Origin of the sequence: Bradyrhizobium sp. 87 (assembly GCF_023073015.1) — a bacterium.
GTDB classification, from domain to species: domain Bacteria; phylum Pseudomonadota; class Alphaproteobacteria; order Rhizobiales; family Xanthobacteraceae; genus Bradyrhizobium; species Bradyrhizobium canariense_D.
In genome coordinates, this window is record NZ_JADPIQ010000109.1 from 39,108 (window position 1) to 59,843 (window position 20,736).

General features: G+C 60.6%; 20 protein-coding genes. 16 read left to right on the forward strand and 4 right to left on the reverse strand.

Annotated features, from left to right (window positions below):
• Positions 1-98: 98 nt before the first annotated feature.
• The 13 genes from IVB50_RS28840 (at position 99) to IVB50_RS28900 (ending at position 14,224) form a co-directional block, all read left to right on the forward strand.
• Positions 99-518 (forward strand): hypothetical protein, encoded by a 420-nt coding sequence (locus IVB50_RS28840; protein WP_026233109.1) that lies wholly within the window; start codon positions 99-101, stop codon positions 516-518.
• Between the two features lie 117 nt (positions 519-635).
• On the forward strand, positions 636-2,201 hold the full coding sequence (locus tag IVB50_RS28845; RefSeq protein WP_247298613.1) for an alkaline phosphatase D family protein: 1,566 nt from the start codon (positions 636-638) through the stop codon (positions 2,199-2,201).
• Positions 2,202-2,346: 145 nt separating this feature from the next.
• Positions 2,347-3,165 carry an aldo/keto reductase gene (locus IVB50_RS28850; RefSeq protein ID WP_247298616.1) on the forward strand — a complete coding sequence of 273 codons (819 nt, stop codon included), beginning with the start codon at positions 2,347-2,349 and terminating at the stop codon, positions 3,163-3,165.
• A gap of 309 nt (positions 3,166-3,474) precedes the next feature.
• Positions 3,475-4,662 carry a site-specific integrase gene (locus IVB50_RS28855; protein WP_247298618.1) on the forward strand — a complete coding sequence of 396 codons (1,188 nt, stop codon included), beginning with the start codon at positions 3,475-3,477 and terminating at the stop codon, positions 4,660-4,662.
• 238 nt (positions 4,663-4,900) lie between these two features.
• Entirely contained in the window at positions 4,901-5,110 is a 210-nt protein-coding gene (locus IVB50_RS28860; RefSeq protein ID WP_247298621.1) for a hypothetical protein, read from the forward strand.
• Positions 5,111-5,196: 86 nt separating this feature from the next.
• Positions 5,197-5,442 (forward strand): hypothetical protein, encoded by a 246-nt coding sequence (locus IVB50_RS28865; protein WP_247298624.1) that lies wholly within the window; start codon positions 5,197-5,199, stop codon positions 5,440-5,442.
• A 40-nt stretch (positions 5,443-5,482) separates the two neighbouring features.
• Complete coding sequence (locus IVB50_RS28870) at positions 5,483-7,723, forward strand: phage/plasmid primase, P4 family (RefSeq protein WP_247298626.1); 2,241 nt, start codon at positions 5,483-5,485, stop codon at positions 7,721-7,723.
• 276 nt (positions 7,724-7,999) lie between these two features.
• A complete protein-coding gene (locus IVB50_RS28875; protein WP_247298629.1) occupies positions 8,000-8,302 on the forward strand; it encodes a hypothetical protein in 303 nt (100 codons plus the stop codon).
• A 338-nt stretch (positions 8,303-8,640) separates the two neighbouring features.
• Positions 8,641-9,681, forward strand: coding sequence for a ParA family protein (locus IVB50_RS28880; RefSeq protein ID WP_247298631.1), 1,041 nt, complete (start codon positions 8,641-8,643; stop codon positions 9,679-9,681).
• Positions 9,682-10,015: 334 nt separating this feature from the next.
• Positions 10,016-11,107 carry a phage major capsid protein gene (locus IVB50_RS28885; protein WP_247298634.1) on the forward strand — a complete coding sequence of 364 codons (1,092 nt, stop codon included), beginning with the start codon at positions 10,016-10,018 and terminating at the stop codon, positions 11,105-11,107.
• Between the two features lie 6 nt (positions 11,108-11,113).
• The gene (locus IVB50_RS28890) at positions 11,114-11,437 is read left to right on the forward strand and encodes a transposase (RefSeq protein WP_247298637.1); all 324 of its coding nucleotides are present in this window, start codon (positions 11,114-11,116) and stop codon (positions 11,435-11,437) included.
• Entirely contained in the window at positions 11,437-11,688 is a 252-nt protein-coding gene (locus IVB50_RS28895; RefSeq protein ID WP_247298640.1) for a hypothetical protein, read from the forward strand. Before IVB50_RS28890 ends, IVB50_RS28895 begins: the two co-directional genes overlap by 1 nt.
• A gap of 568 nt (positions 11,689-12,256) precedes the next feature.
• Complete coding sequence (locus IVB50_RS28900) at positions 12,257-14,224, forward strand: Mbeg1-like protein (RefSeq protein ID WP_247298641.1); 1,968 nt, start codon at positions 12,257-12,259, stop codon at positions 14,222-14,224.
• Positions 14,225-14,570: 346 nt separating this feature from the next.
• Here the strand turns inward: IVB50_RS28900 and IVB50_RS28905 are convergent, their stop codons facing one another.
• Both IVB50_RS28905 and IVB50_RS28910 read right to left on the reverse strand, forming a co-directional pair.
• A complete protein-coding gene (locus tag IVB50_RS28905; RefSeq protein ID WP_026233110.1) occupies positions 14,571-14,798 on the reverse strand; it encodes a hypothetical protein in 228 nt (75 codons plus the stop codon).
• A 96-nt stretch (positions 14,799-14,894) separates the two neighbouring features.
• Positions 14,895-15,347, reverse strand: coding sequence for a hypothetical protein (locus tag IVB50_RS28910; RefSeq protein ID WP_247298644.1), 453 nt, complete (start codon positions 15,345-15,347; stop codon positions 14,895-14,897).
• Between the two features lie 157 nt (positions 15,348-15,504).
• Between IVB50_RS28910 and IVB50_RS28915 the strand changes: the two genes are divergently transcribed.
• Positions 15,505-15,777, forward strand: coding sequence for a helix-turn-helix domain-containing protein (locus IVB50_RS28915; protein WP_018456224.1), 273 nt, complete (start codon positions 15,505-15,507; stop codon positions 15,775-15,777).
• Between the two features lie 4 nt (positions 15,778-15,781).
• Here IVB50_RS28915 and IVB50_RS28920 read toward each other — a convergent pair whose 3' ends face one another.
• Both IVB50_RS28920 and IVB50_RS28925 read right to left on the reverse strand, forming a co-directional pair.
• Positions 15,782-17,014: a PLP-dependent aminotransferase family protein gene (locus IVB50_RS28920; RefSeq protein ID WP_247298646.1), complete on the reverse strand. Its 1,233-nt coding sequence runs from the start codon at positions 17,012-17,014 to the stop codon at positions 15,782-15,784.
• A gap of 92 nt (positions 17,015-17,106) precedes the next feature.
• Complete coding sequence (locus IVB50_RS28925) at positions 17,107-17,634, reverse strand: DUF3124 domain-containing protein (protein ID WP_247298650.1); 528 nt, start codon at positions 17,632-17,634, stop codon at positions 17,107-17,109.
• A gap of 67 nt (positions 17,635-17,701) precedes the next feature.
• Here IVB50_RS28925 and IVB50_RS28930 point away from each other — a divergent pair, with 67 nt between their 5' ends.
• Both IVB50_RS28930 and ribB read left to right on the forward strand, forming a co-directional pair.
• Complete coding sequence (locus IVB50_RS28930) at positions 17,702-19,429, forward strand: cation:proton antiporter (protein ID WP_247298652.1); 1,728 nt, start codon at positions 17,702-17,704, stop codon at positions 19,427-19,429.
• Positions 19,430-19,582: 153 nt separating this feature from the next.
• Positions 19,583-20,659, forward strand: coding sequence for a 3,4-dihydroxy-2-butanone-4-phosphate synthase (gene ribB, locus IVB50_RS28935; protein ID WP_247298655.1), 1,077 nt, complete (start codon positions 19,583-19,585; stop codon positions 20,657-20,659).
• The last annotated feature ends 77 nt before the right edge of the window (positions 20,660-20,736 follow it).

Below are 20,736 nucleotides of genomic sequence, written 5' to 3' on the forward strand. Positions count from 1 at the left end.
ACTTCTTAACCACGGCGGCAGCTGACCGCTGGAATTGCGCGCGACGCCTCCTAAATAGAGGTAAATTACCTCTTAACAATCAATTTCAGGAGGCGTCCGTGATTCTGAAGAGCGCTCCTTTTGCAATGGCCGTTGCCCTCGTGCTCGCATGGGGCGGCGTCGCGCGCGCTGACGACTACAAGCCCGACGACTATCTCGGCCTCGATCTTTCGAAGGCGGTGTTGTCGCCCAAGCGGCTCGGGCCCGAAACCCGGTTCGCGCCTGTCGCGCTGGAGGCGCGCGGTGGCAACGAGGCGCAGGCGCGCGCCGAGCCGGTCGACGTGCCGAAGAAGGTCGCCGCCGAACGCGTGCGCGTGTCGGAGCCGAAGGTCGCGCACGTCAAGCCCGCGCAGCCACGCGGCGCGGCACGCACCAAGCTCGCGCATCGCCACGGCAATCCGCTCGACGCGCAGGCGATGGACACCCGCATCCAGACCTGGCCGTGCCGCAGCGGCGGCATCTGCAACTGGAAGCATTAGGTCAGTTTCGAGCCGTCATCCGCACGTCGTAAAACCGTAGGCCCGAGGTCAAGAAACCGTAAGCCGGGGTCAAACGACGCAGGCACCTTCCGTCGCTAGTCGACGAAGGTTTCCTGAATGGTAGCGCTCCGCGCCTCGCGCGCCTGGACCCGGCGGCAATTCCTGGTCCGTTCCACCTCGAGCCTCGCCGTTGCCGCGCTCGCAACGCCGCATCTCAGCCGCGCCGCGGATCGTCCGCAGATCGCAGGCGGCATCCAGTCCGGCGACGTCTCGGATGGCTCCGCCGTGATCTGGGCGCGCGCCGACAGGCAGGCGCGGATGCGGGTGGATTATTCATCCGTGGAAAGCTTCAAGACCGTGATCGCGTCGGCTTCGGGCGATGCGTCGCCCGATGACGACTTCACCTCGAAACTGCTGCTGGACGATCTGCCGCCCGGGCAGGACATCTTCTATCGTGTGCGCTTCGACGATATCGCGACCGGCATCGCCGGTGAAAGTCGCATCGGCCATTTCCGCACTGCGCCGGCTGCCGGCCAGTCGATCTCGTTCCTGTGGTCCGGCGATACCGCGGGGCAGGGTTGGGGCATCGACACATCGCGCGGCGGCTACCGCAGCTATCGCACCATGCTCGACAATCGCCCAGACTTCTTCATCCACTCGGGCGATCACATCTACGCCGACTGCACGATCCCCTCCGAGCAGAAGCTGCCGAACGGCGAGATCTGGCGCAATGTCGTGACCGAGGAGAAATCAGAGGTCGCGTACACGCTGGCGCAGTTCCGCGGCAATTACAAATACAACCATCTCGACGAGCACTTCCGCGCCTTCCACGCCGAGGTGCCGATGTTTGCACAATGGGACGACCACGAGGTCACCAACGATTGGTCGCCGACCGGCAGCTATGACGCCGCCGGCCACGAGGATGACGGCACCCCGCGCCTGGTCGCGCGCGCCCGTCGCGCGTTCTTCGACTTCATGCCGATCCGCGACATCGGCGCGCGAAAGGGGCGGGTCTATCGCAAGATCGCCTATGGTCCGCTGCTCGACGTCTTCATGATCGACATGCGCAGCTATCGCGACGAGAGCTGGAACAAGGGCGACGATCATCGCGGCTGGATCCTGGGTGCCGAGCAGCTCGCCTGGCTGAAGCGTGAAGTCGCGGCCTCGCGCGCGACCTGGAAGGTGATCGCGGCCGATCTGCCGATCGGCCTGGTCAGTCTCGATGCGGTCGCGCTGGGTGATGGGCCGCCCGACCGGCGCGAGCACGAGATCGCCGATCTTCTCGCGTCCATCAAGCGCGCCGGAATCCGCAACATCGTCTGGCTCACCGCCGACATGCACTACACCGCCGCGCATTATTACGATCCGAACAGGGCGCAATTCCAGGAGTTCGAACCGTTCTGGGAGTTCGTCTCGGGGCCCTTGCACGCCGGAACCTGGGGCCCGGGCGAGCTCGACAATACCTTTGGTCCGGTCGCGATGTACCAGAACGGGTGCAGTGAGGCGCAGGGCGAAAACCTCGCGCCCTGTTTCGGACTGCAGTTCTTCGGCAAGGTCGACATCGATGGCCGAACCGGCGTGATGACCGTGACGCTGAAGGACGTCGACAACCGGGATCTCTGGTCGGTCGATATCGAGCCGCAGCCGCAGACGCGTCCAGCCGTGGTGGCGCAGCATTCCTAGGTCGCTAACCCGATCTTGATTGGCCGCCGTGCGTCTGCCGCACTATGCTGTCCGCTCCCGCCACCTCTTTTCCATCCCCGAACAGTCTGCTCACGCAGCATCGCTGCTGGCCTCCGGCGGGCCGAACGATGTCAGGAACTTGTTCATGGATAATCTCAAGACACAGGGCATCAGCATGCCCAAGCTCGGCCTCGGGACCTTCCGCATGCAGGGCGATACCTGCCGCGCGGCGGTCGAGAGCGCACTGTCGATCGGCTATCGCCATATCGATACCGCCGAGATGTACGGCAATGAAGAACCGATCGGCGCGGCGCTCGCCGCGGCCCGGCTGCCGCGGGGCGAGCTGCACGTCACGACGAAAGTCTGGCACGAGAACCTCAGCCCCGACGCCATCCGCCGCTCTTTCGACGCCAGCCTGACCAAGCTCAGGCTTGACCATGTCGACCTCTATCTCGTGCACTGGCCGTCCAAGGCGGCGAACTGGGGTGCTGTGTTCGAGACCTTGATGACGCTGAAGCAGGAGGGGCGGACGCGGGCGATCGGGGTCGCCAACTTCACCACGGCGCTGCTGAAGATCGCGGTCGAGGACATCAAGGCGCCGATCGCATGCAATCAGATCGAATACCACGCCCTGCTCGATCAATCGAAGGTGCTGGCCTATCTCAACGCCAAGTCGATCCCGCTGGTCGCCTATTGCCCGCTGGCGCAGGGACGCATCGCGTCAGATGAGGTGCTGGCCGAGATCGGCGCCAAGCATAATGCAACTGCGGCGCAGGTCGCGCTGAAATGGCTGCTGGACCAGGACGGTGTGGCCGCGATCCCGAAAGCCTCGCGCCGAGAGAGCCAGCAGGCCAATCTCGACGCGCTGAAGATCACGCTCGACGATGCCGACCGCAACAAGATCGCCGCGCTGCCGAAGGACAGGCGCTGCGTCAATCCCGGCTTCGCACCGGCATGGGACTGAGAGTCGACGCTGGGCCGCACCGCCGGACCCTCTCCCCTTGTGGGAGAGGGTGGCTCGCCGCGCAGCGGCGAGACGGGTGCGGGGTCTCTCTCCGCGCGCACATTTGTCAGTTTGAATTCGCCGAGGGATACCCCTCATCCGGCGCTTCGCGCCACCTTCTCCCACAAGGGGAGAAACCGAAGTCCACAGCGACCTATACAGACCCATACAGCTCACATAACTCATTGTGTTTGCTTATCTTATTCCTATTCAGGTACGATGGGTGCCATCCCGACCCACCCCCATTTTGGGGACATTTCGAGGGACACCATGGCCCGCCGCACCCGCTCTTCATTTCTGGAAAACCGTACTGCGCGCTTGAAGCTCGCGACACGTAAGAAGCCATACACTGCGCTGATCGCGCCCGGCATCTTTCTCGCATATCGTCGCAACACTGGTCCCGGCACGTGGTCGGTGAAGTGCCATGGCTGGCTCAAGCGGTTCGGTCTCGCCGACGACCACGAAGACGCCAACGGCGAAAGCGTCATGTCATATTGGCAAGCGCTGGAGCGCGCCAAGATGTTGGCGCGTGCCGGCGAAGGCAACACCGAGCAGCCGATCAGTGTCGCCGAGACCATCAATGCATATGAAGCCGATCTCGAAACTCGCGGCGGGCGCAAATACAACGCCACCCAGCTTCGCCTGCATCTGACCGACGCCTTGAAGAGCAAGGCGGTCGCACTGCTGACCGAGCGGGAGCTGCGCGACTGGCGCGCCGGCCTGGTGAAGGCCGGCCTGAAGCCCTCATCCGCCGATCGCATCGGGCGTTCGCTCAAGGCCGCGCTGGCGCTGGCTGCCAGGAACGACAAGCGCGTCACCAATGCCGCCGCATGGAAGAATGGGCTCAGGAAGCTGCCCGACAGCGAGGTCGCTCGCAACGCGATCCTGCCCGATCAAACCGTCGCCGCGCTGGTTACCGGGTCGTATGATGAGGATCGTGACTTCGGCTTGCTGATCGACGTTCTGGCCGAGACCGGCGCTCGTGAAAGTCAGGTGTTCAAGCTGACGCCAGCCGATTTGCAGGATCATCTGAACGCGGCGCGCTTGATGATGCCGACCAGTCGCAAGGGCAAGAACCGCACGATCGAATATCGGCCGCTGCCGATCTCGACACGGTTGGCTAAGGCGCTGCGTAAGCAGGTTGCTGGCCGGGCCGCGCATCATTCGCTGTTCGCCAAGATGTGGAACTTGGCGGCGAGCTTCCGTCCGGTCGTCGAAAGTCTCGGGCTTGGCCCGGAGGTGACGCCCTATGCGCTGCGGCACTGTTCGATCGTCCGGCACCTGCTGAAAGGCGTGCCGACCCGCGTTGTTGCCGCGCATCATGACACGTCGGTCGCGATGATCGAGAAGAACTACAGCCGGTACATCATTGGCGATCCAAGTGAATCGCTGACGCGGGCGGCGTTACTCGATCTCGAGACGAGCGTCACATCCAGCACGAGGTGCCGTGCCGCTTGAGACGCTTCTGTTCATGACCATCGTGCTGTGACCATCCGCGCTTATCGCTCCAGCCTGCGTCTTTTCCAACAGTCCCTGATCTGAAACATGTCTTTTCCAACAGTTCCTGATCTTAAACATGTCTTTTCCATCAGCACGTTCCTTGCTCTTGCAGACAACCGCCAACGCGGCGTTATTAATACTGCTCCTCATGCGGTGAGGTCACCTGGCTTCACCGAAAATTATAAGGAGCATACTGATGCACTCTCCGATGCGACCGAACGGTCCGGATGACGCCGACGCCTACAGTGTTGACGAGTTTTGCACGCGTAATCGGTTCAGCCCGCAGCTCTTCTATAAATTGAAGCCGAAGGGCCTGATGCCCGCGACGTTCAACGTCGGCAGGCGCGTGCTGATCTCGCGCGAGGCTGCCGCAGCGTGGCGTCGTGCTCGCGAGAATGTGGCGTAGCCGGCAGCCAGCGTCGCGTAGTCGCTGAAAAGGCGGCCCGCCAGCCGCCTTTCCCATCATCCTCTCACGGTTTTAGAATGTCTGTGATGAATACCATCGTGCCTTCGCACACACAAACATCGAAGCAACAGCTTCAGGCAGCCGCCTATGTCGCCATGGCGCTGCCGGTCATTCCGCTCGCCAAAAGCGCGGATGATCTCCGGACTTGGTGGAACGAGGAGCAGCAGCACAGGGGCGAATATGGTCTCACCGAGGCTCAAGCTGACATCCTGATCGAAGCCTGCAAGGAGCACGTCCGCAGCCTCGGCGAAACGCGCGGCGTGCAACCGTGAGCGCGCACGCCCCCATCCTCAAGCCGGAAGGAGCGTAGTCGTGAACGTTCAAACGCGTTTTCCGTTCAGCGTTCATCAGATTGTCGCCAAGCTCGGCGGTCAGGTCACTGGCCCCGACAAGTGCAGTGTGCCCGGCCCCGGACACAGCGCGAAGGACACGTCACTGTCTATCACGATCGCCCCGACCGCGCCGGACGGCTTCATCGTGTACAGCCACGCGGGCGATGACGACATCGAGTGCAAAGATTGGGTGCGCGAGAAGTTGGGCCTGCCACGGTGGACGGCTCAGCGCAAAGCGGAAAAGGCGAGCAAGGTCGTCCAAGAGTACATCTATCGGCAGGCTGATGGCACGGCGTATCTGAAGGTTTGTCGCACCAGCGACAAGGGCTTTTTCCAACTGCATTGGAACGGTCGCGGCTGGGACAAAGGCGCGCCCAAAGGTCCGAAAATTCCGTTTCGCCTGCCTGAATTGCTCAAGGCTGAGCACGACGACACCTTCATTGTCGAGGGCGAAAAGGACTGCAACAACCTCGCCATGCACGGATTCACCGCGACGACCAATTCATGTGGCGCGGGCAAGTGGACTTCTGATCTCAACTGCTACTTCGCCGGCAAGAACGTCTACATCCTGCCGGACAACGACGACGTTGGTGCCGAGCATGCGCGGTCCGTTGCTGCCAACCTGCTGCCCATCGCTCGCGAGATTCGTATTATCAACCTCCCTGGCTTGCCGTCGAAGGGCGATGTGTCGGATTGGCTCGCGGCTGGCGGCACGGTCGAGGAGCTGGTGGATCTCGCGCGGCAGGCCAAGCCCATTGGTGCAGAAGAACTGGCGGACCAAAGCGAGCCGGAAGCAGCCGCTGCGGCCGGCAGCGAGGAGGTGCGGCAGCCGTCCGCGAAACTGTCCAATGACATCGTCACCGAGGACAGCGCCGCGCAGCAATTTGTGGAGCTGCACGGCGATCGACTCCGCTACTGCCATATGCGAGCCGCGTGGTTTCACTGGAACGGCGTGTACTGGAAGCAGGACGGCACTGGCCGCGCCTTCCATTGGGCGCGCGAACTGGCCCGGCGGCTCGCAGAAGACGAAGACAACAAGACGCGCTATATTGCCAGCAAGACGAACTTCGCGGCGGGCGTCGAACGGTTCGCGAAACACGACCCGGTGGTCGCTGTCACTAGCGACTATTGGGATCGCGATCCGTGGCTGCTCGGCACGCCGGGCGGCACGGTCGATCTGCGTACCGGCATGTTGCGGCCCAGCTCGCCTGGCGACGGTATCACCAAGACCACCGCTGTGACGCCGGACAACACCGGCTGTCCGCTTTGGCTGAAGTTTCTCAATGAGGCAACCGGCGAGGACAAATGTCTGATCCGGTTCTTGCAGCAGTGGTGCGGCTACTGCCTGACCGGCATCACGAACGAGCATGCGTTGCTGTTCGTCTACGGCGACGGCGGCAACGGCAAAAGTGTCTATCTCATCATCTTCACGTCAATCCTGAAGGACTATGCGGCCACCTCGGCCATGGAGACCTTCACGGCATCCAATAACGACAAGCACCCGACCGACCTTGCTATGCTCTGCGGCGCGCGGCTGGTGACGGCGTCCGAAACCGAAGCAGGCAAGGCGTGGGCCGAAGCGCGGATCAAGCAGATGACGGGCGGCGACCCCATCAGCGCCCGGTTCATGCGGCAGGACTTCTTCACCTACATGCCGCAGTTCAAGCTGACCATCATCGGCAATCACAAGCCGACGTTGACCAACGTCGATGCGGCGGCCCGTCGCCGGTTCAACATCGTGCCGTTCATCAGCAAGCCCGCCACGCCTGACCGGAAGCTCGGCGAGAAGCTGATGGCCGAGGCGCCTGCGATCCTGCAATGGATGATCGAAGGCTGCCTTGACTGGCAGAAGAATGGGCTGGTCCGCCCCGCATGCGTGACCGAAGCGACGGAAGAGTACTTCAGCGACCAGGAGGTGTTTCCGCGCTGGCTGGACGAGGAATGCATCACGCATCCGGGAGGCACCATCTCTGAGGCGAGCAGCGTGCTGTACCGGTCATGGTCGGACTATGCGCGGTCGCTCGGGGCCAAGCCTGGTACGCAAGCTGACTTCAAGGAAAGCATGCGGCGAGCTGGTTTTACTTACCGCCAGAAGAACACAGCGCGCGAGTTCTGCGGCATCCAACTCAAGCCGAAGCGGGGGCTTGACGAAGCCAAGGACGAAGCAGCCAAGGGTGCGCCGGCGGAGGGCGCGCCGGTCGAGCGCGCGCCATGGGAGTGACGACAGTGACAACCGTGACAGGCTTTCCCATTATCAGCTTCCACGCGCGCGCGCGTGTGGCGGACTATAGGGACAAGCCTGTCACGGTTGTCACGGTCGTCACGCCGCCGTCCGCCCATCTGTACGCCCTCGCGCGCGGCGCAGCGGATCGAAAGCCGGTGACACCCCCGGCGGGTGGACTCGAAATCGGCTTGCAAAGTCCCGAGAACCGCACGGGGTGGTCCGCATGGTCTGGGATCAAATTCCTAAATGGGGGTTAGGCCGAAAGTGACGCCAATGTTGACCGCATCTGACGGCGGCACATCCCCCGCCGCAGACCTAGCTAATCGGGTCGCCGATACCGCCGCAGCGCTGCTCGCTTCCGCGCGCGACGCCGGAATGACGATTACCGGAGATTCGAGAATCAAAGAGTGCGACGCGGCTGTACTGCTCGGCTATGCCCCGGACACGCTCGCCAAGAAGCGAACGCAGGGCAGCGGTCCCGCTGCTTACAGTCGCGGGTTCGGCGGCGCGCGTATTTCCTACCGGATTGACGATCTTGCGCAGTGGATTGAGGCGGGGCGCGAAGTTGAGGACTAACCCGGTTTTATGGCGGAAGCGCCACTATCTGCGCCGCTATGCGCAGGAGTTCGTCATGGCGGGAAGATAACCGCCGGGTCTCCAACGGGGATAAGGTGAGCCGCGTAGCCGCTTTGGCGATGAAGCGTGGCAAGTCTGCCGACTTTACAGGATATTGGTATTGGAATATATCGCAATAAAAACATATAGTTACAGTATCGTCTGCGGCTCAAAGGATACCCTGCGTATAATCTCATAACCTGCACTATTTGTATAAACCTGCGTATCTGTAGACTACCTGCGCTTTTTAGGATAACCTGCAGCCGCCGGAGATTCCCTCCGTCATCGGAGGAAAGCTTATGGCTTCGGGTTTGGATAAAATCATCGAGAACCATGACCACTCGCTAGCGGACGATTGGATGGCCTCTTCGTCACGGCGCTACAGCCGGTATTGCGTTTCAAATTTGCGGGGAGGAATTGGCAAATCGACGTTGTCATTCAATCTAAGCTACATGCTGTCACGCAGCTCCAGCACTCTGGTTGTCGATTTATGCCCCCAACGAAATCTTACCGAATCGATTATGAGGGGTCAGAATTCTCCGGTTAATATCGGAAGCGTATTGCGCCCTAAGGTCCTCGGTCCCGCATTCGGGGTCCCGCCGGAGGAGATTTCCCACCGGCTGGCGAGCGTGAATCAAAATTTCTTGGGAGGAAAGAAGAGTTATTTTATTGCCGGGGATTCCGGTTTGTTTGCTTTTCCATCCTCACTTTATCAACAGTTGCAGCAGGCCGTGATCGCCAACAACACCTCGGCGGTGAAAAACATCCTGTTTAGCCTGAAGGAGATTTTGGAAGACGAAATGGACGATAAGAAATGCTCAACCGCCTTGATGGACTGTAGCCCTTTTTATGCAGGCGCAACGCATCTCGCTTGGTGTGCATCCGACGCGATCATCATCCCCGTCCGGGTCGACGTCCATTCCATAGATTCACTTGAGCTGACTCTCAAAATGCTTTCTGACAAGGATAGTGACTTTAACATTTGGGCAAAACGCGCCGGAGGAATGCCAACTCCAAAGGTTGCAGCCATTGTGATGACGATGGTCGGTGCGCGAAGCCACAAAAAGGGTGTGAAGGATTTAGCCTCGCGAATGTACGTTGAGCGAGCATATAAAATTGCCGCTCAATATGCCCACCTGTTCGATTATGATGATCCAGCAGATGCCTTTGCCATCACCGATGATTTCATGTCGGCCGGTAGAATAAGTGGTTCCGAGTGCATCCCGATTCCGCAATTGCAGGTGGGGCAATTCAAGACCATCAACGGCAAGCGTTTGCAGGTCAACAAATCGCAGATCAAGTATAAGCGTGAATTAGAATATCTGACCGATATTCTGTGAACGGGCAATGGCACCCCTCATTGGGGTGCCAGACGCCACTCCAACAATCTCCACGCCTTTAGCCGCCTGCAGCACCATAGCTTGATGCCGCGTAGCCTCAGGCTACTTTCCAGCTAGTAGCGCGTCCGATATCTCCCGCGTCGTCATGGGCACCGCCGACCGCCGTAGGGTGTCTATGACAGCTCTGGGTGAGCGTCTCTGCCTTGAACCACGGATTGCCGACGTTCTGCCTTGTGCGTCTGCGCTAAAATACCGGACTAACCCAGCTTAAGCGGATCGATTGTCTGTGACGTTGCCCATCAACATGGCAGCGAAACAAACAACGGATTGCCCCATGGCTGGCGTCAGCATCCTCCCTCGCGGGACTCATTTTACCCGGATGGCGCTTGCCATCGCCAAGAGCGGCACCGGCGCCGGTCCGGAAGCTGCGGCCATCGCGAACGATCTCTGGGGGCCGGCATCGATTCCGGCGCTTGCGCTCAAGTCGGCGGTTACGCCAGGCGGGTTGTCCAACCCGAACTTTGCCGCGCTGGCGGAATATCGAACGGCGGCTAGCGACTTCATCGCCATGGTCTATCCGATGACCGTGCTCGGGAAATTGAGCGGCACGCGGAAGCTTCCGTTCCTCACCCGCGCGCCACGGCAAACGGCGGGCGCGACCATCGGCTGGATTGGCGAATCGCGACCGGCACCGGTCAGCGGGCTAACGTTCGATACCGTCACGTTCGCGCAATTCAAGGTGAGCGGAATTTGCGTCACGACGAAAGAGCTGGCGCGGCTTTCGACCCCGGAGGCTGAAGGCGTCATTCGGTCCGATCTCGCCAGCGCGACGATCAAAATGCTCGATACCGCGCTGCTCGATCCGGCCGCAGCGGAAACCGATATTTCGCCGGCATCGATTGCCAACGCCGCTTTAAGTTTTGCCGCGAGCGGAACGACTGGCGCGGCTCTGCGGGACGACCTGCGGCGGCTGTTCAATGCGGTCTTCGATGCCGGGGTCGAAATGACAGCGCCCTACCTGATCACGTCCCGCCAACAGTGCATTGCGTTGGCGCTGATGGACCAGGAATTTACCCGCGACGTCACGGTGAACGGCGGCATGTTGGCAGGCGTCCCGATCATCTCGTCATCGTCATCGTCGTCGTCGACCGATACCAACTCGCCGCCGGTCACGACCAGCGACATCGTTTTGGTCGACGCTGCGGAATTGCTGGTGGCGGCGGACGACACCATGATGATCGATAGTTCCGAGCAAGCGACGCTACAGATGGACAGTCTGCCGGACTCGCCGCCCACCGCCAGCACCGCCATGGTGAACCTGTGGCAGCACAATCTCGCGGCCTGGAAAATCATCAAGCCTGCGAACTGGAAAATGCGGCGCGCTGGCGCGGTCGCTCGCATCACTAACTGCAATTACGCCGGATAAATGCCGATGGAAAAACCAGCCGAGCTAACACCGGAACAACTCGCAAAGCCGCTGCACACTGGCGACCTGCCGGGGCTGATGGCAGCGATTGCGCCGACCATTGCCGAATGCGTAGCGGCACAACTGAAACCGCTGAGGGCGCGCATCCTGGAATTAGAGAAGGGCGGCGGCGTCCGCTATGAAGGTGTGTGGCAAGCGCCACGCTCATATTCGCGGGGCGCTTGGGTGACTTTCGACGGCGGCGTTTTCCACTGCAATGCCGACTCGACGCGCGACAAGCCCGGCAGCTCATCGGCATGGACTCTGGCGATCAAATCAGGGGTACGCTGATGAGAACCGCAGCCGAGGCAAAGCGCAAAATCATCGAACATCTGGCCACGCTCGACATGTCGCTTGCCGATGTCGGCGAATGGGACCTGCACATTGACGCTGAAGACGGCGGCGGCAACACGGTCTTTGCCTACTATAGCTGGGCCGGCGGCGGCCATGCCTCCAGCTTCGAATGGCCGTGGGATGCCGCGACCTTCGATGCTGTCGCGTACGAACATTTCTTTTCGGGCAAGCGACTGGTGCAGCAATGACCGCGCAAAGACACGAGAGATCGCCTGCGGTCGATCGCGTAGACGAGGTGAATCCTCAGATCGCGGGCCACGCCTTATGGGCATTCTTTGTCAGAAAGCTGCCTCTGCAACTGGCGCGCCGCTTCTTCCACGGACACCTCGCGGACAAATTGCGGACTCACGCCTTGGCGTGCAAGCGTGCGGGACAACGATCCTGCAACACCAATGCCGTTGATCGTGCAGCCATGCTCGCCGCTTTTGATTTGAGGAGTCTTAACAGGGTGAAGCGAGATGTTGCTATCTAACGATTGGGTCCAGCTTACGACAGCAACATTGTCCCGCATTAATTGCAGTGCGGAAGCTTAAGCCTTGCGTCGTGACGTCAACCCGAGCCTAATGCTGCGCCATCCTTGTGCGATATCGCAAACTCAAAATGATTGCCGAGGCTGACCCGTCGCGCAACGAGGCACGATACCAAAGTCAAAACCAATGAGAGCACCATATCCGTTGGCGAGCCGAAGAGGCGGGAGAGCATCAGAGTGAACGAGCGATGTCGCAACGATGCCGTTTTATTTAAGAGGAGGAATTTATGACCACCCCATCTCAAATTTTGTCAGCTGAACTAGCTCTTAGTAACGTTGTCTATGGTGATAATACCAGCCTGCACTTTCAAGGCAGTCTTTCGACGCCGACAGACTGGAAAATTATAGATCAACGCATAAAGGACGCTGACGGATTTTTCGCCGAAGCGTTTATTTCAACCGACAAGCACACGATCATCATCGCGTTTCAGGGCAGCATTCTCAAGCCGGACTTTATCCGCAACGGTTCGCTTATTGATGATGTGGTTGCCCGCTATGATAAACACGATTTCGTATCTAAATGGGCCAAAGCCTCGCAGGATGCTGATGTCTCTATTATGACGGGTGGTACTCCAAATGCGTTTAAAGACGCATTGGCTTTCACCAAGCAAGTTATGGACGCAAATCCGAATGCCACCATCTATCTCACCGGGCATTCTCTAGGCGGGGCCGAAGCCGAATATGCTGCCTCGCAACTCGCTCTCGATCCGCACTACGCCAATCGGGTCCATGGCGATACTTTTGCCGCGCCTGGAATTCTTGGGGCTTTTGCGCCGGACAAACCGCTGGACACTTTTACCAACTTTGTCGATTTCGGCGATCCAGTCGGCAATTTTGGTGGCCATTATGGGCAGGTGACGCCGTTGGGAAATCCTGCTCTCAAAGCGCAAACTTCGCAAATTGAGGCATCGGCTTTGGTCGCGCTAGATCGCAACCCCCATCCGAAAGACCTTTTTCAGTTGCTTAAGGAAGTAGACAAAATTGATCATATTCTTTCCGGCTTCAAACAAAATCACGACGCGATCTTAACTCTCGTGGATTTTCATCTGATAGGTCGATACGAAACTGACATAACCAATTACATAGCCAGTCTTCCGCCACCACCGCATGCTGGAGAGTCTTTGCTCTTTGAAGACTTTAATACGCTTGGTCATCAGACATTGCCGCTTCCTGTTGCGGTCGATCTTACTGCGGACGCATGGTATTCTTGGATAGGGATTACAGATGCTACTAAAACCGTACTACAGCCGGGTGGCACTCAAGGCCCGCTGGATTTTTATTGGAACACCCGAGACATTGACGGCCACGAGATGACAATCTTTCACAACTTTGTAGACCCGACTGGCGGCAAAGCCTTGGTGAGCTTTGATTTCATGGTTCAACCGGGTACGTATGTAGACAGCAAGCTCGAAATCATGCTTGACGGTGATGAGGCTGCTAACATTGTAGATATTATTCCTGCTGCGGGTCAGCCAAGCGGATGGCAGCATGTGGATATCGTCATCGATACAAGCGTTCGGTCTCCCGATCCGAGTCTTGCCAATAACGAACATACGTTGGTTATTTGGGATCGCAGCATCCTTCCAGTGAACACCGTTATGCCGACTGGGTTTGCCGTCGACAATATTCAGATCCGCGATTTCCCGGACGTTGCTCATCATGCCGGGAACGTTCTGTTCTCTGAGAACTTCGACGATGCAACGACAATGCTTACGCATGGCTGGACTGGGACAATCGATCCTATTCAGACTCTCTCCAGCTTCCCTACCAACATCATTGCTACTTCCGGAACTGATTATCTTGAGACCATTGGAATTGATTTCAATAATAACAAGACGACACTCCCAAATCTGGATATCTCACACACGTTTGTCGATCCTACTGGTGGCCAAGTTCTAGTAAGCATGGACATTGCTGCTCAAAATTTCAATTTTAACGGAACGCAGTACGCGACTGATAATAATATTGAAGCCCTCCAATTTACGGTTGACGGCGTCCAACAACAAACTGTGGTCGTAGGGACTCATGGTGTTGGCTACAATAAGTTCAGCACCGTCGAGTTTGTTTTTGACACCGGAGTCGCGGGCTCCACTCATGCTCTGGAAATCAAAGACATAAGTGGTGGTGTTGATAGGACCTTTGTGCAGATTGGCTTTGCGGTGGACACACTTCAGATTCACGATCTGATCGTTTAGGACGGCACACTCTCCCGGTGCTGGCTTCGGTCGGCACCGTCTTGCTCAAGACCCGGCCTGCGATATGCTGACCGGGCCGCTTGCGCCGGAGCTGGGCATTACACACTTTTTTTGGCGGTGCGGCGGCGACCCCCTCGCACATTCCGAAGTGCGCGCCGGCTGGCGAGCAATAGACATTGAGAGGCGCAGGGAACCTCGTGCCAGGGACACTATACAGACACCGGTTTCCGTTTCCCGCGCTATCTCAATAGGTTATACAGAACCACCTTCTCCCACAAGGGGAGAAGGAAGAAGGCACGCAAAGAAAATGGCCCCGTGAAGGGCCATTTCCATATTGCGTTGCGCATTAGTCCCAATGATGACGGTGACCACGCTTGATCACGACGACGCGGTCGCGATGGCGCCAGCCGCGATGCCAGCCGTGATCGCGATGCATGCCGTATTCGGCGCGGGCGCCATACATGCCGTGATGATGACCACCGCGCTTGATCACTACCGTCTCCGCGCTGGCGAGCGTCGGCATTGCAACCGCGAGCGCGCCGACAGCGGCAAGCACATAACCAATCTTCTTCATGATGTCCTCCTCCAATGGAATGCAAATCTAAACGGCGCATTCGCGGGAACGTTCCGGAGGAATCGCAGGAGATTTCTGAACGCCTGTTCAGGTGGGTTAATCGCAGCGCTGTTGTGAAGGTGTTGGCGCGCCGGTCGCGACGTATTTGCCGTCCCTGATCGTGTACTCGCCGCGCTCACTGCGATTGTAGATTGCGCGCAAGCTGCCTTGCTTCGAGAGTAGCAGACCGAACTCGCGCGTCTGCTGCAGCAAGGGGAAGTACACCATCACATTGAGCAGGCCGTCGGCGTTGACCATCGCCGATACCACTTCGTTTTCGTCCTTGGCCTCGCCGAAATTGCGCCGGTACATCACCCTTCCGTCCTTCCGGATCTCGTAAGTCAAGAGCGCGCCGTTCTCGCGGTCGGGCCGGCCGGCGCAATCGACCGCCCATGAGCCGAGCAGGCCCCATTGCTCGACGGTCGCCGCAAGCGACTCGGCACCGGCCGCGGGCGTGAACGCAACCCACAGCACTGCTGCCGCGATAGAGCGGCACAAACAACGTCTCATGTCCTGAAAGGCCCCACCTGCAAAGAATTCCGAAGTGTAGCATCCCGCGCGCCATCGTCCACGCTGACCGCCATTCGCGCGCGAATTTGATCCGCGTCAATGAGGCAGCCCGTTTCCCCGGTAGGATGGCGCTCCCGAAGGGAAATTGGATAAACCGATGCTGAATCAAGTCAGGGATTTCGCAGGCGAGGTGCTGCCGGGGAGCTGCGCCGTGCCGCCTTATTCCGAGAGCGCGTTTCTGGCCGAGCTGGGCGACCGCTTGAAGTCCTCGCGCATGCGCTGCGTCCTGTCGCGGCGGGAGCTCGCCCGCCGCTCCGGGATATCCGAGCGCTACATCGCCCAGATCGAGGCCGGAAAGGGCAACGTCTCGATTGTGCTGCTGCTGCGGCTGGCCTCCGCGATCCACGGCAGCCAGCCCCAGATCGTCTGAAGGCTCAAGCTCGATTCTCCACATTGGCACTGCGGGCCGGCACGCCGAACTCCTTGCGGCAGACCTCGGCCAGCACGGCCACGCCCTCGCGGATCTGCTGATGCGAGGGGCTCGCAAAGCACAGCCGCAGTCGCGATCTGGAGTGGTTTTTGTCAGTCGACCATTCCGGCCCCGGATTGATCGATACGCCGGCGGCAAGCGCGGCCTGATACAGCTTCAGCGTATCCACCTGATCGGGCAGCTTCACCCACAGGAAGATCCCGCCCTTGGGCTCCTCGAACTCGGCGGCCGTCCCGAACTGCTCGTTGACGGCCTCCATCAGCGTATCGAGCTTGGTGCGCAGCCCCTTCGTCAGCGCCGGCACGTGGGTCGAGAAATGCGGCTTGCAATATGCGGCAAGCACCATCTGCTCCAGTGCGCCGGAGCCGGCGTCCGTCTTCAGCGCCAGCATCCGCGACATCACATCCCAGGGCGCCACGATGAAGCCGACGCGCAGCGCGGGCGCGATCGACTTCGAGAACGAGCCGATATGGATCACGCCGCCGTTCGGGCTCATCGCATGGATCGCCGGCGGCCGCTGTCCTGACCAGACCAGATCGGCATAGCAATCGTCCTCGAAGATGGGCACGCCGTAGTCCGCCGACAGCCGCAACAGCTCGGTGCGGCGGCCCTCCGGCATGATGCTGCCGGTCGGGTTCTGCACGGTCGGAATGGTGTAGATGTATTTCGGCCGGATGCCGCGGCCCTTGAGGTCGGCCAGCATCGTGGCCAGCACGTCCATGCGCATGCCGTCCTTGTCGAGGGGAACGCCAACCACGTTGACTCCGAGCCGTGCCAGGCGGGTGAGCGAGCCCTGATAGCTATCCTGCTCGAAGATCACGGTATCGCCGCGCGTCAGCAGCGTGGCGTTGACGAGGTCCAGCGCCTGCAGCGAGCCGGAGACGATCAGGAGATCGTCGACCGTGCAGTTGATGCCGGCATCGCGCTTGAGCTTTGTCACCAGGAATTCGCGCAAGGGCAGATAGCCCTGAGGACCGTGTGCCAGCCCGTAAGTGGCGAGCGAGCGGCCTTCGCGTTGGAGAGCCAGGTTGGCCGCCTCGATCAGATGATCGAGCGGCAATTGCTCGGAGTCGTTGTTGCCCCCGACAAAACTGTATTTGGCGAGGCCCGTCCAGCGCGCAGAGGGGGCCGGCAGCCCTGCGGGAAACAGGGGCGCAAAATCGAAGCTGGACGTCATGGGGGCGTTCCTCGTTGTTTTCTTGTTGAGCCAGCCGGCGTTGCGCCGGCCATGCCTATTTCTTTCGCCCGCGTCCGGCGGGACAGAGGGTCTTACTTCTTGCCGATCGTTCGGGTCGGACGGCCCTGGCTGATGAAAGCGTAATGCGCATTGGCGACGCCGCCAACCATCAAGGCCTCGACAGCAGGCTCGGCGATTTCGCTTGTCGCAGCCCAATCGACGAGGAAATTGGCTCCGGTCCCGCCGCGTACGTCGTCGGTCGGAATGAAGATCGAGATAGTGGCGAGGGGCTTCAACGCGACGGGTGCCTTCAGATAGCTCTCGACCTGCTTGCCTGCGGTGTCGAAATAGCCGATGCGTTTGACCACCAGTGCTTGCGTCTCGGAGGCGTTGTGCACGCTCAGGGTCACCGAGAAGTCGACGCGCAGCTTGCCCTGGCTCATCGCGACGCTGGAATAGGCGGGCACGTAGAACCCGCCGGAGATGGCGAGTTCTTCTTTCGGCAGTGTGGTGAGGGAATCGGCAAAACTTTGTTCGATATTGACCTTGGATTGAGCGGCTGCCGGTACGGAGGAGGCGAGGGGGCATAGCAGCATTGCAATGGCAAGCGCCATCCGCATGTGACGAATTGCTCGCTTGCCGCGCCGCACTCGATCACTAGGGTGCGGCAAAACGGACCAATCTGGCATGCACGAGCTCATTCGCGACATCACTCTCTGTATCCTGTTTGCCTGGATGCTGGGCTTGCTTGCCCACTTCTCCAGGCAACCGTTGATCCTTGCCTATCTTATCGCCGGGTTCTGCATAGGTCCATTCGGCGCAGGCTGGGTCAAGTCGCAGGAATCGATCAGCGTCATCTCCGAGCTCGGCCTGATCTTCATGCTGTTCATGATCGGCCTGGAGATCGACCTGAAGAAGATCGTGCGGGCGGGAAAGGTCATCCTGTTCGCCGCGGGCGGCCAGCTCCTCGGCGGCTGCATGCTCGGGGTGCTGTTTTTCGTCGGCATGGGCCTATCGCTGGGCGGCGGGAAGTTCGATGCGGTTTATCTCTGCGTCGCCTGCGCGCTGTCGAGCACCGTCATCATCGTCAAGGTGCTCTACGAGAAGCGCGAGCTCGACACGCTGCCGGGCCGCATCACCCTCGGCGTGCTGGTGCTCCAGGATATCTTCGCGATCCTGTTCCTGGCGGTGCAGCCGAGCCTTGCCAATCTGGAAATCAGCGTCATCCTGCTCTCGATCGGCCGGGTCGCGGTGCTGGTCGCCGCGGCACTGCTGGTGAGCCGCTACGTGTTGCCGCGCCTGTTTCACCAGATCGCCCGCCGCCCCGAGCTGATCCTGCTCGGCGCGCTCGCCTGGTGCTTCCTGGTCGCCGAGACCGCCGAGCGGCTGTCGCTGTCGCGCGAGATGGGCGCCCTGATCGCCGGCGTCTCGCTCTCGACCTTTCCCTACGCGCTCGACGTCACGGCCAAGGTCACCACGCTTCGCGATTTCTTCATCACGCTGTTCTTCGTCGCGCTCGGCATGACCATTCCGGTGCCCGGCCTCTCCGTAATCGGGCTTGCCCTGATGATCGCGGCGTTCACGGTGGTGAGCCGCCTCGTCACCACCTTCGCCCCGCTCTATCTGATGAAACAGGGCCTGCGCGCCAGCCTGTTGCCGGCCCTGAATCTCGCGCAGATCTCCGAGTTCTCGCTGGTGGTGATCCAGACCGGCGTCGCCGACCACCACATCGCAGCCGAGACGGCGAATGCGGCCTCCTTCGCCTTCGTGGTGCTGGCGGTGCTCTCGACCTTTGTGATGACCCGCAGCGACGAGATCACCCGCTGGGCGATCGGCCCCCTGAAGCGGATCGGCCTGCGCGATCTCGACCACGGCAACGGTCATGGCGAGGAAGGGCACGAAGGCCACGGCGAGGCCCGCCGCATCGTCATCCTCGGCTTTTTCCGTGCGGCGAGCGCGCTGCTGGCCGAGATCGAACGGCAGGCACCGGTGCTGCTCGAGCAGATCACCGTGATCGACTTCAACCCGAATGTGTACCAGACGCTACTTTCGCGCGGCCTGCACGTGATCTATGGCGATATCAGCAGCGCCGACACGCTGCTCCATGCCGGAATCGGCAAGTCCGAGATGATCATCCTCAGCGTACCGGATGCGCTTCTGAAGGGTGCCAGCAACGAGAAGCTGGTCCGCCATGTCCGCACCCTCAACCCGACCGCCATGATCATTGCCACGGCCGATCTGTTGTCGGATGTGGGCGAACTCTACGCGGCTGGCGCCAGCTATGTCACCGTGACCCGGCTCAGCGACGCCCATGAGCTGTTCACGGTGATCGAGGCCGCCCAGGCCGGCCTGTTGGCCGACAAGCGTGCCGAGCTCGATCAGCGGCTCGGCGAGCGGCGCGAAGTGCTGCCCTGACCGCGCCCGGCCGGCTTCTCACCAGGCTTAGGCCCGGTGCAAGCCGCCCGGCGGGCAGGGCCGTGGTCCGGCATATGTGGTTGCGCCGGGGACACTAGCGCCCCGGCCCAAGTCCGGCTAAGCCTCCGGGCCATAACCGATAGAGATTGGGAAATGCCGGATAACGTCCAGGAAGTCTTGCAGGCCTTTGCCCGGGGTGAGCTCGTGGTCGTCACCGACGACGATGATCGCGAGGGCGAGGGCGATCTGATCGTCGCCGCCTCGTTCTGCACCGCCGAGAAGATGGCGTTCATCATCCGCCACACCTCCGGCATCGTTTGCGCACCGATCACCACCGAAGATGCGCGCCGCCTGCGGCTCGATCCGATGGTGGCCCACAATGATTCAGCCCACACCACCGCATTCACGGTCTCGATCGACTACAAGCCCGACGGCGGCACCGGCATCTCGGCCGAGGAGCGCGCCTCTTGCTGCCGCGCGCTGTCCAATCCCAACGCCGGCGCCAACGACTTCGCCCGTCCCGGCCACATCTTCCCGCTGATCGCCAAGGACGGCGGCGTGTTGCTGCGCTCCGGCCATACCGAGGCCGCGGTCGATCTGTGCAAGCTCTCCGGCCTGCCGTCGGTCGGCGTCATCAGCGAGTTGATGAACGACGACGGCAGCGTGATGAAGGGCGAGCAGGTGGCCCGCTTCGCCGCCCAGCACAAGCTCAAGCACGTCACCATCGCCGACATGATCGCCTATCGCCAGGTGCGCGAGAAGCTGATCGAGCGGGTCTCGACCTTCGTCACCGAGAGCCCGATCGGGCCGCTGCAGGGCTATGCCTACCGCTCGCCGTTCGATTCCATCGCCCACGTCGCCTTCGTCTACAACGGCGTCGGGGACGGCAAGAACGTCCTGACGCGCTTTCACAAGCCGAACATCGTCAAGGACATCTTCACCGGCCACAAGCGCATGGCGGCGGTGCTCGAGCACTTCAAGAAATCGGGCCGTGGCGTTCTGGTCTATCTGCGCGACGGTGCTGCCGGTGTCCCCGTGGCGCCACTGCCCGATGAGAGCGCGACCGAGGCTGACCGCAACCGCCAGTGGCGCGAAGTCGGCGTCGGTGCACAGATTCTGCGCGATCTCGGCGTCACCTCGATCCGGCATCTCACCTCTTCGGTGCACGACTACAAGGGCCTTTCCGGCTTCGGCATCGAGATCGTCGCCAACGAGCTGCTCGAAAGCTAGCGCTGTCATCTCAGGGTGCGCGAAGCGCATCCCTAGGGTGCGCGAAGCGCATCCCCCGAGGCGCGCCTCGCAGGTCC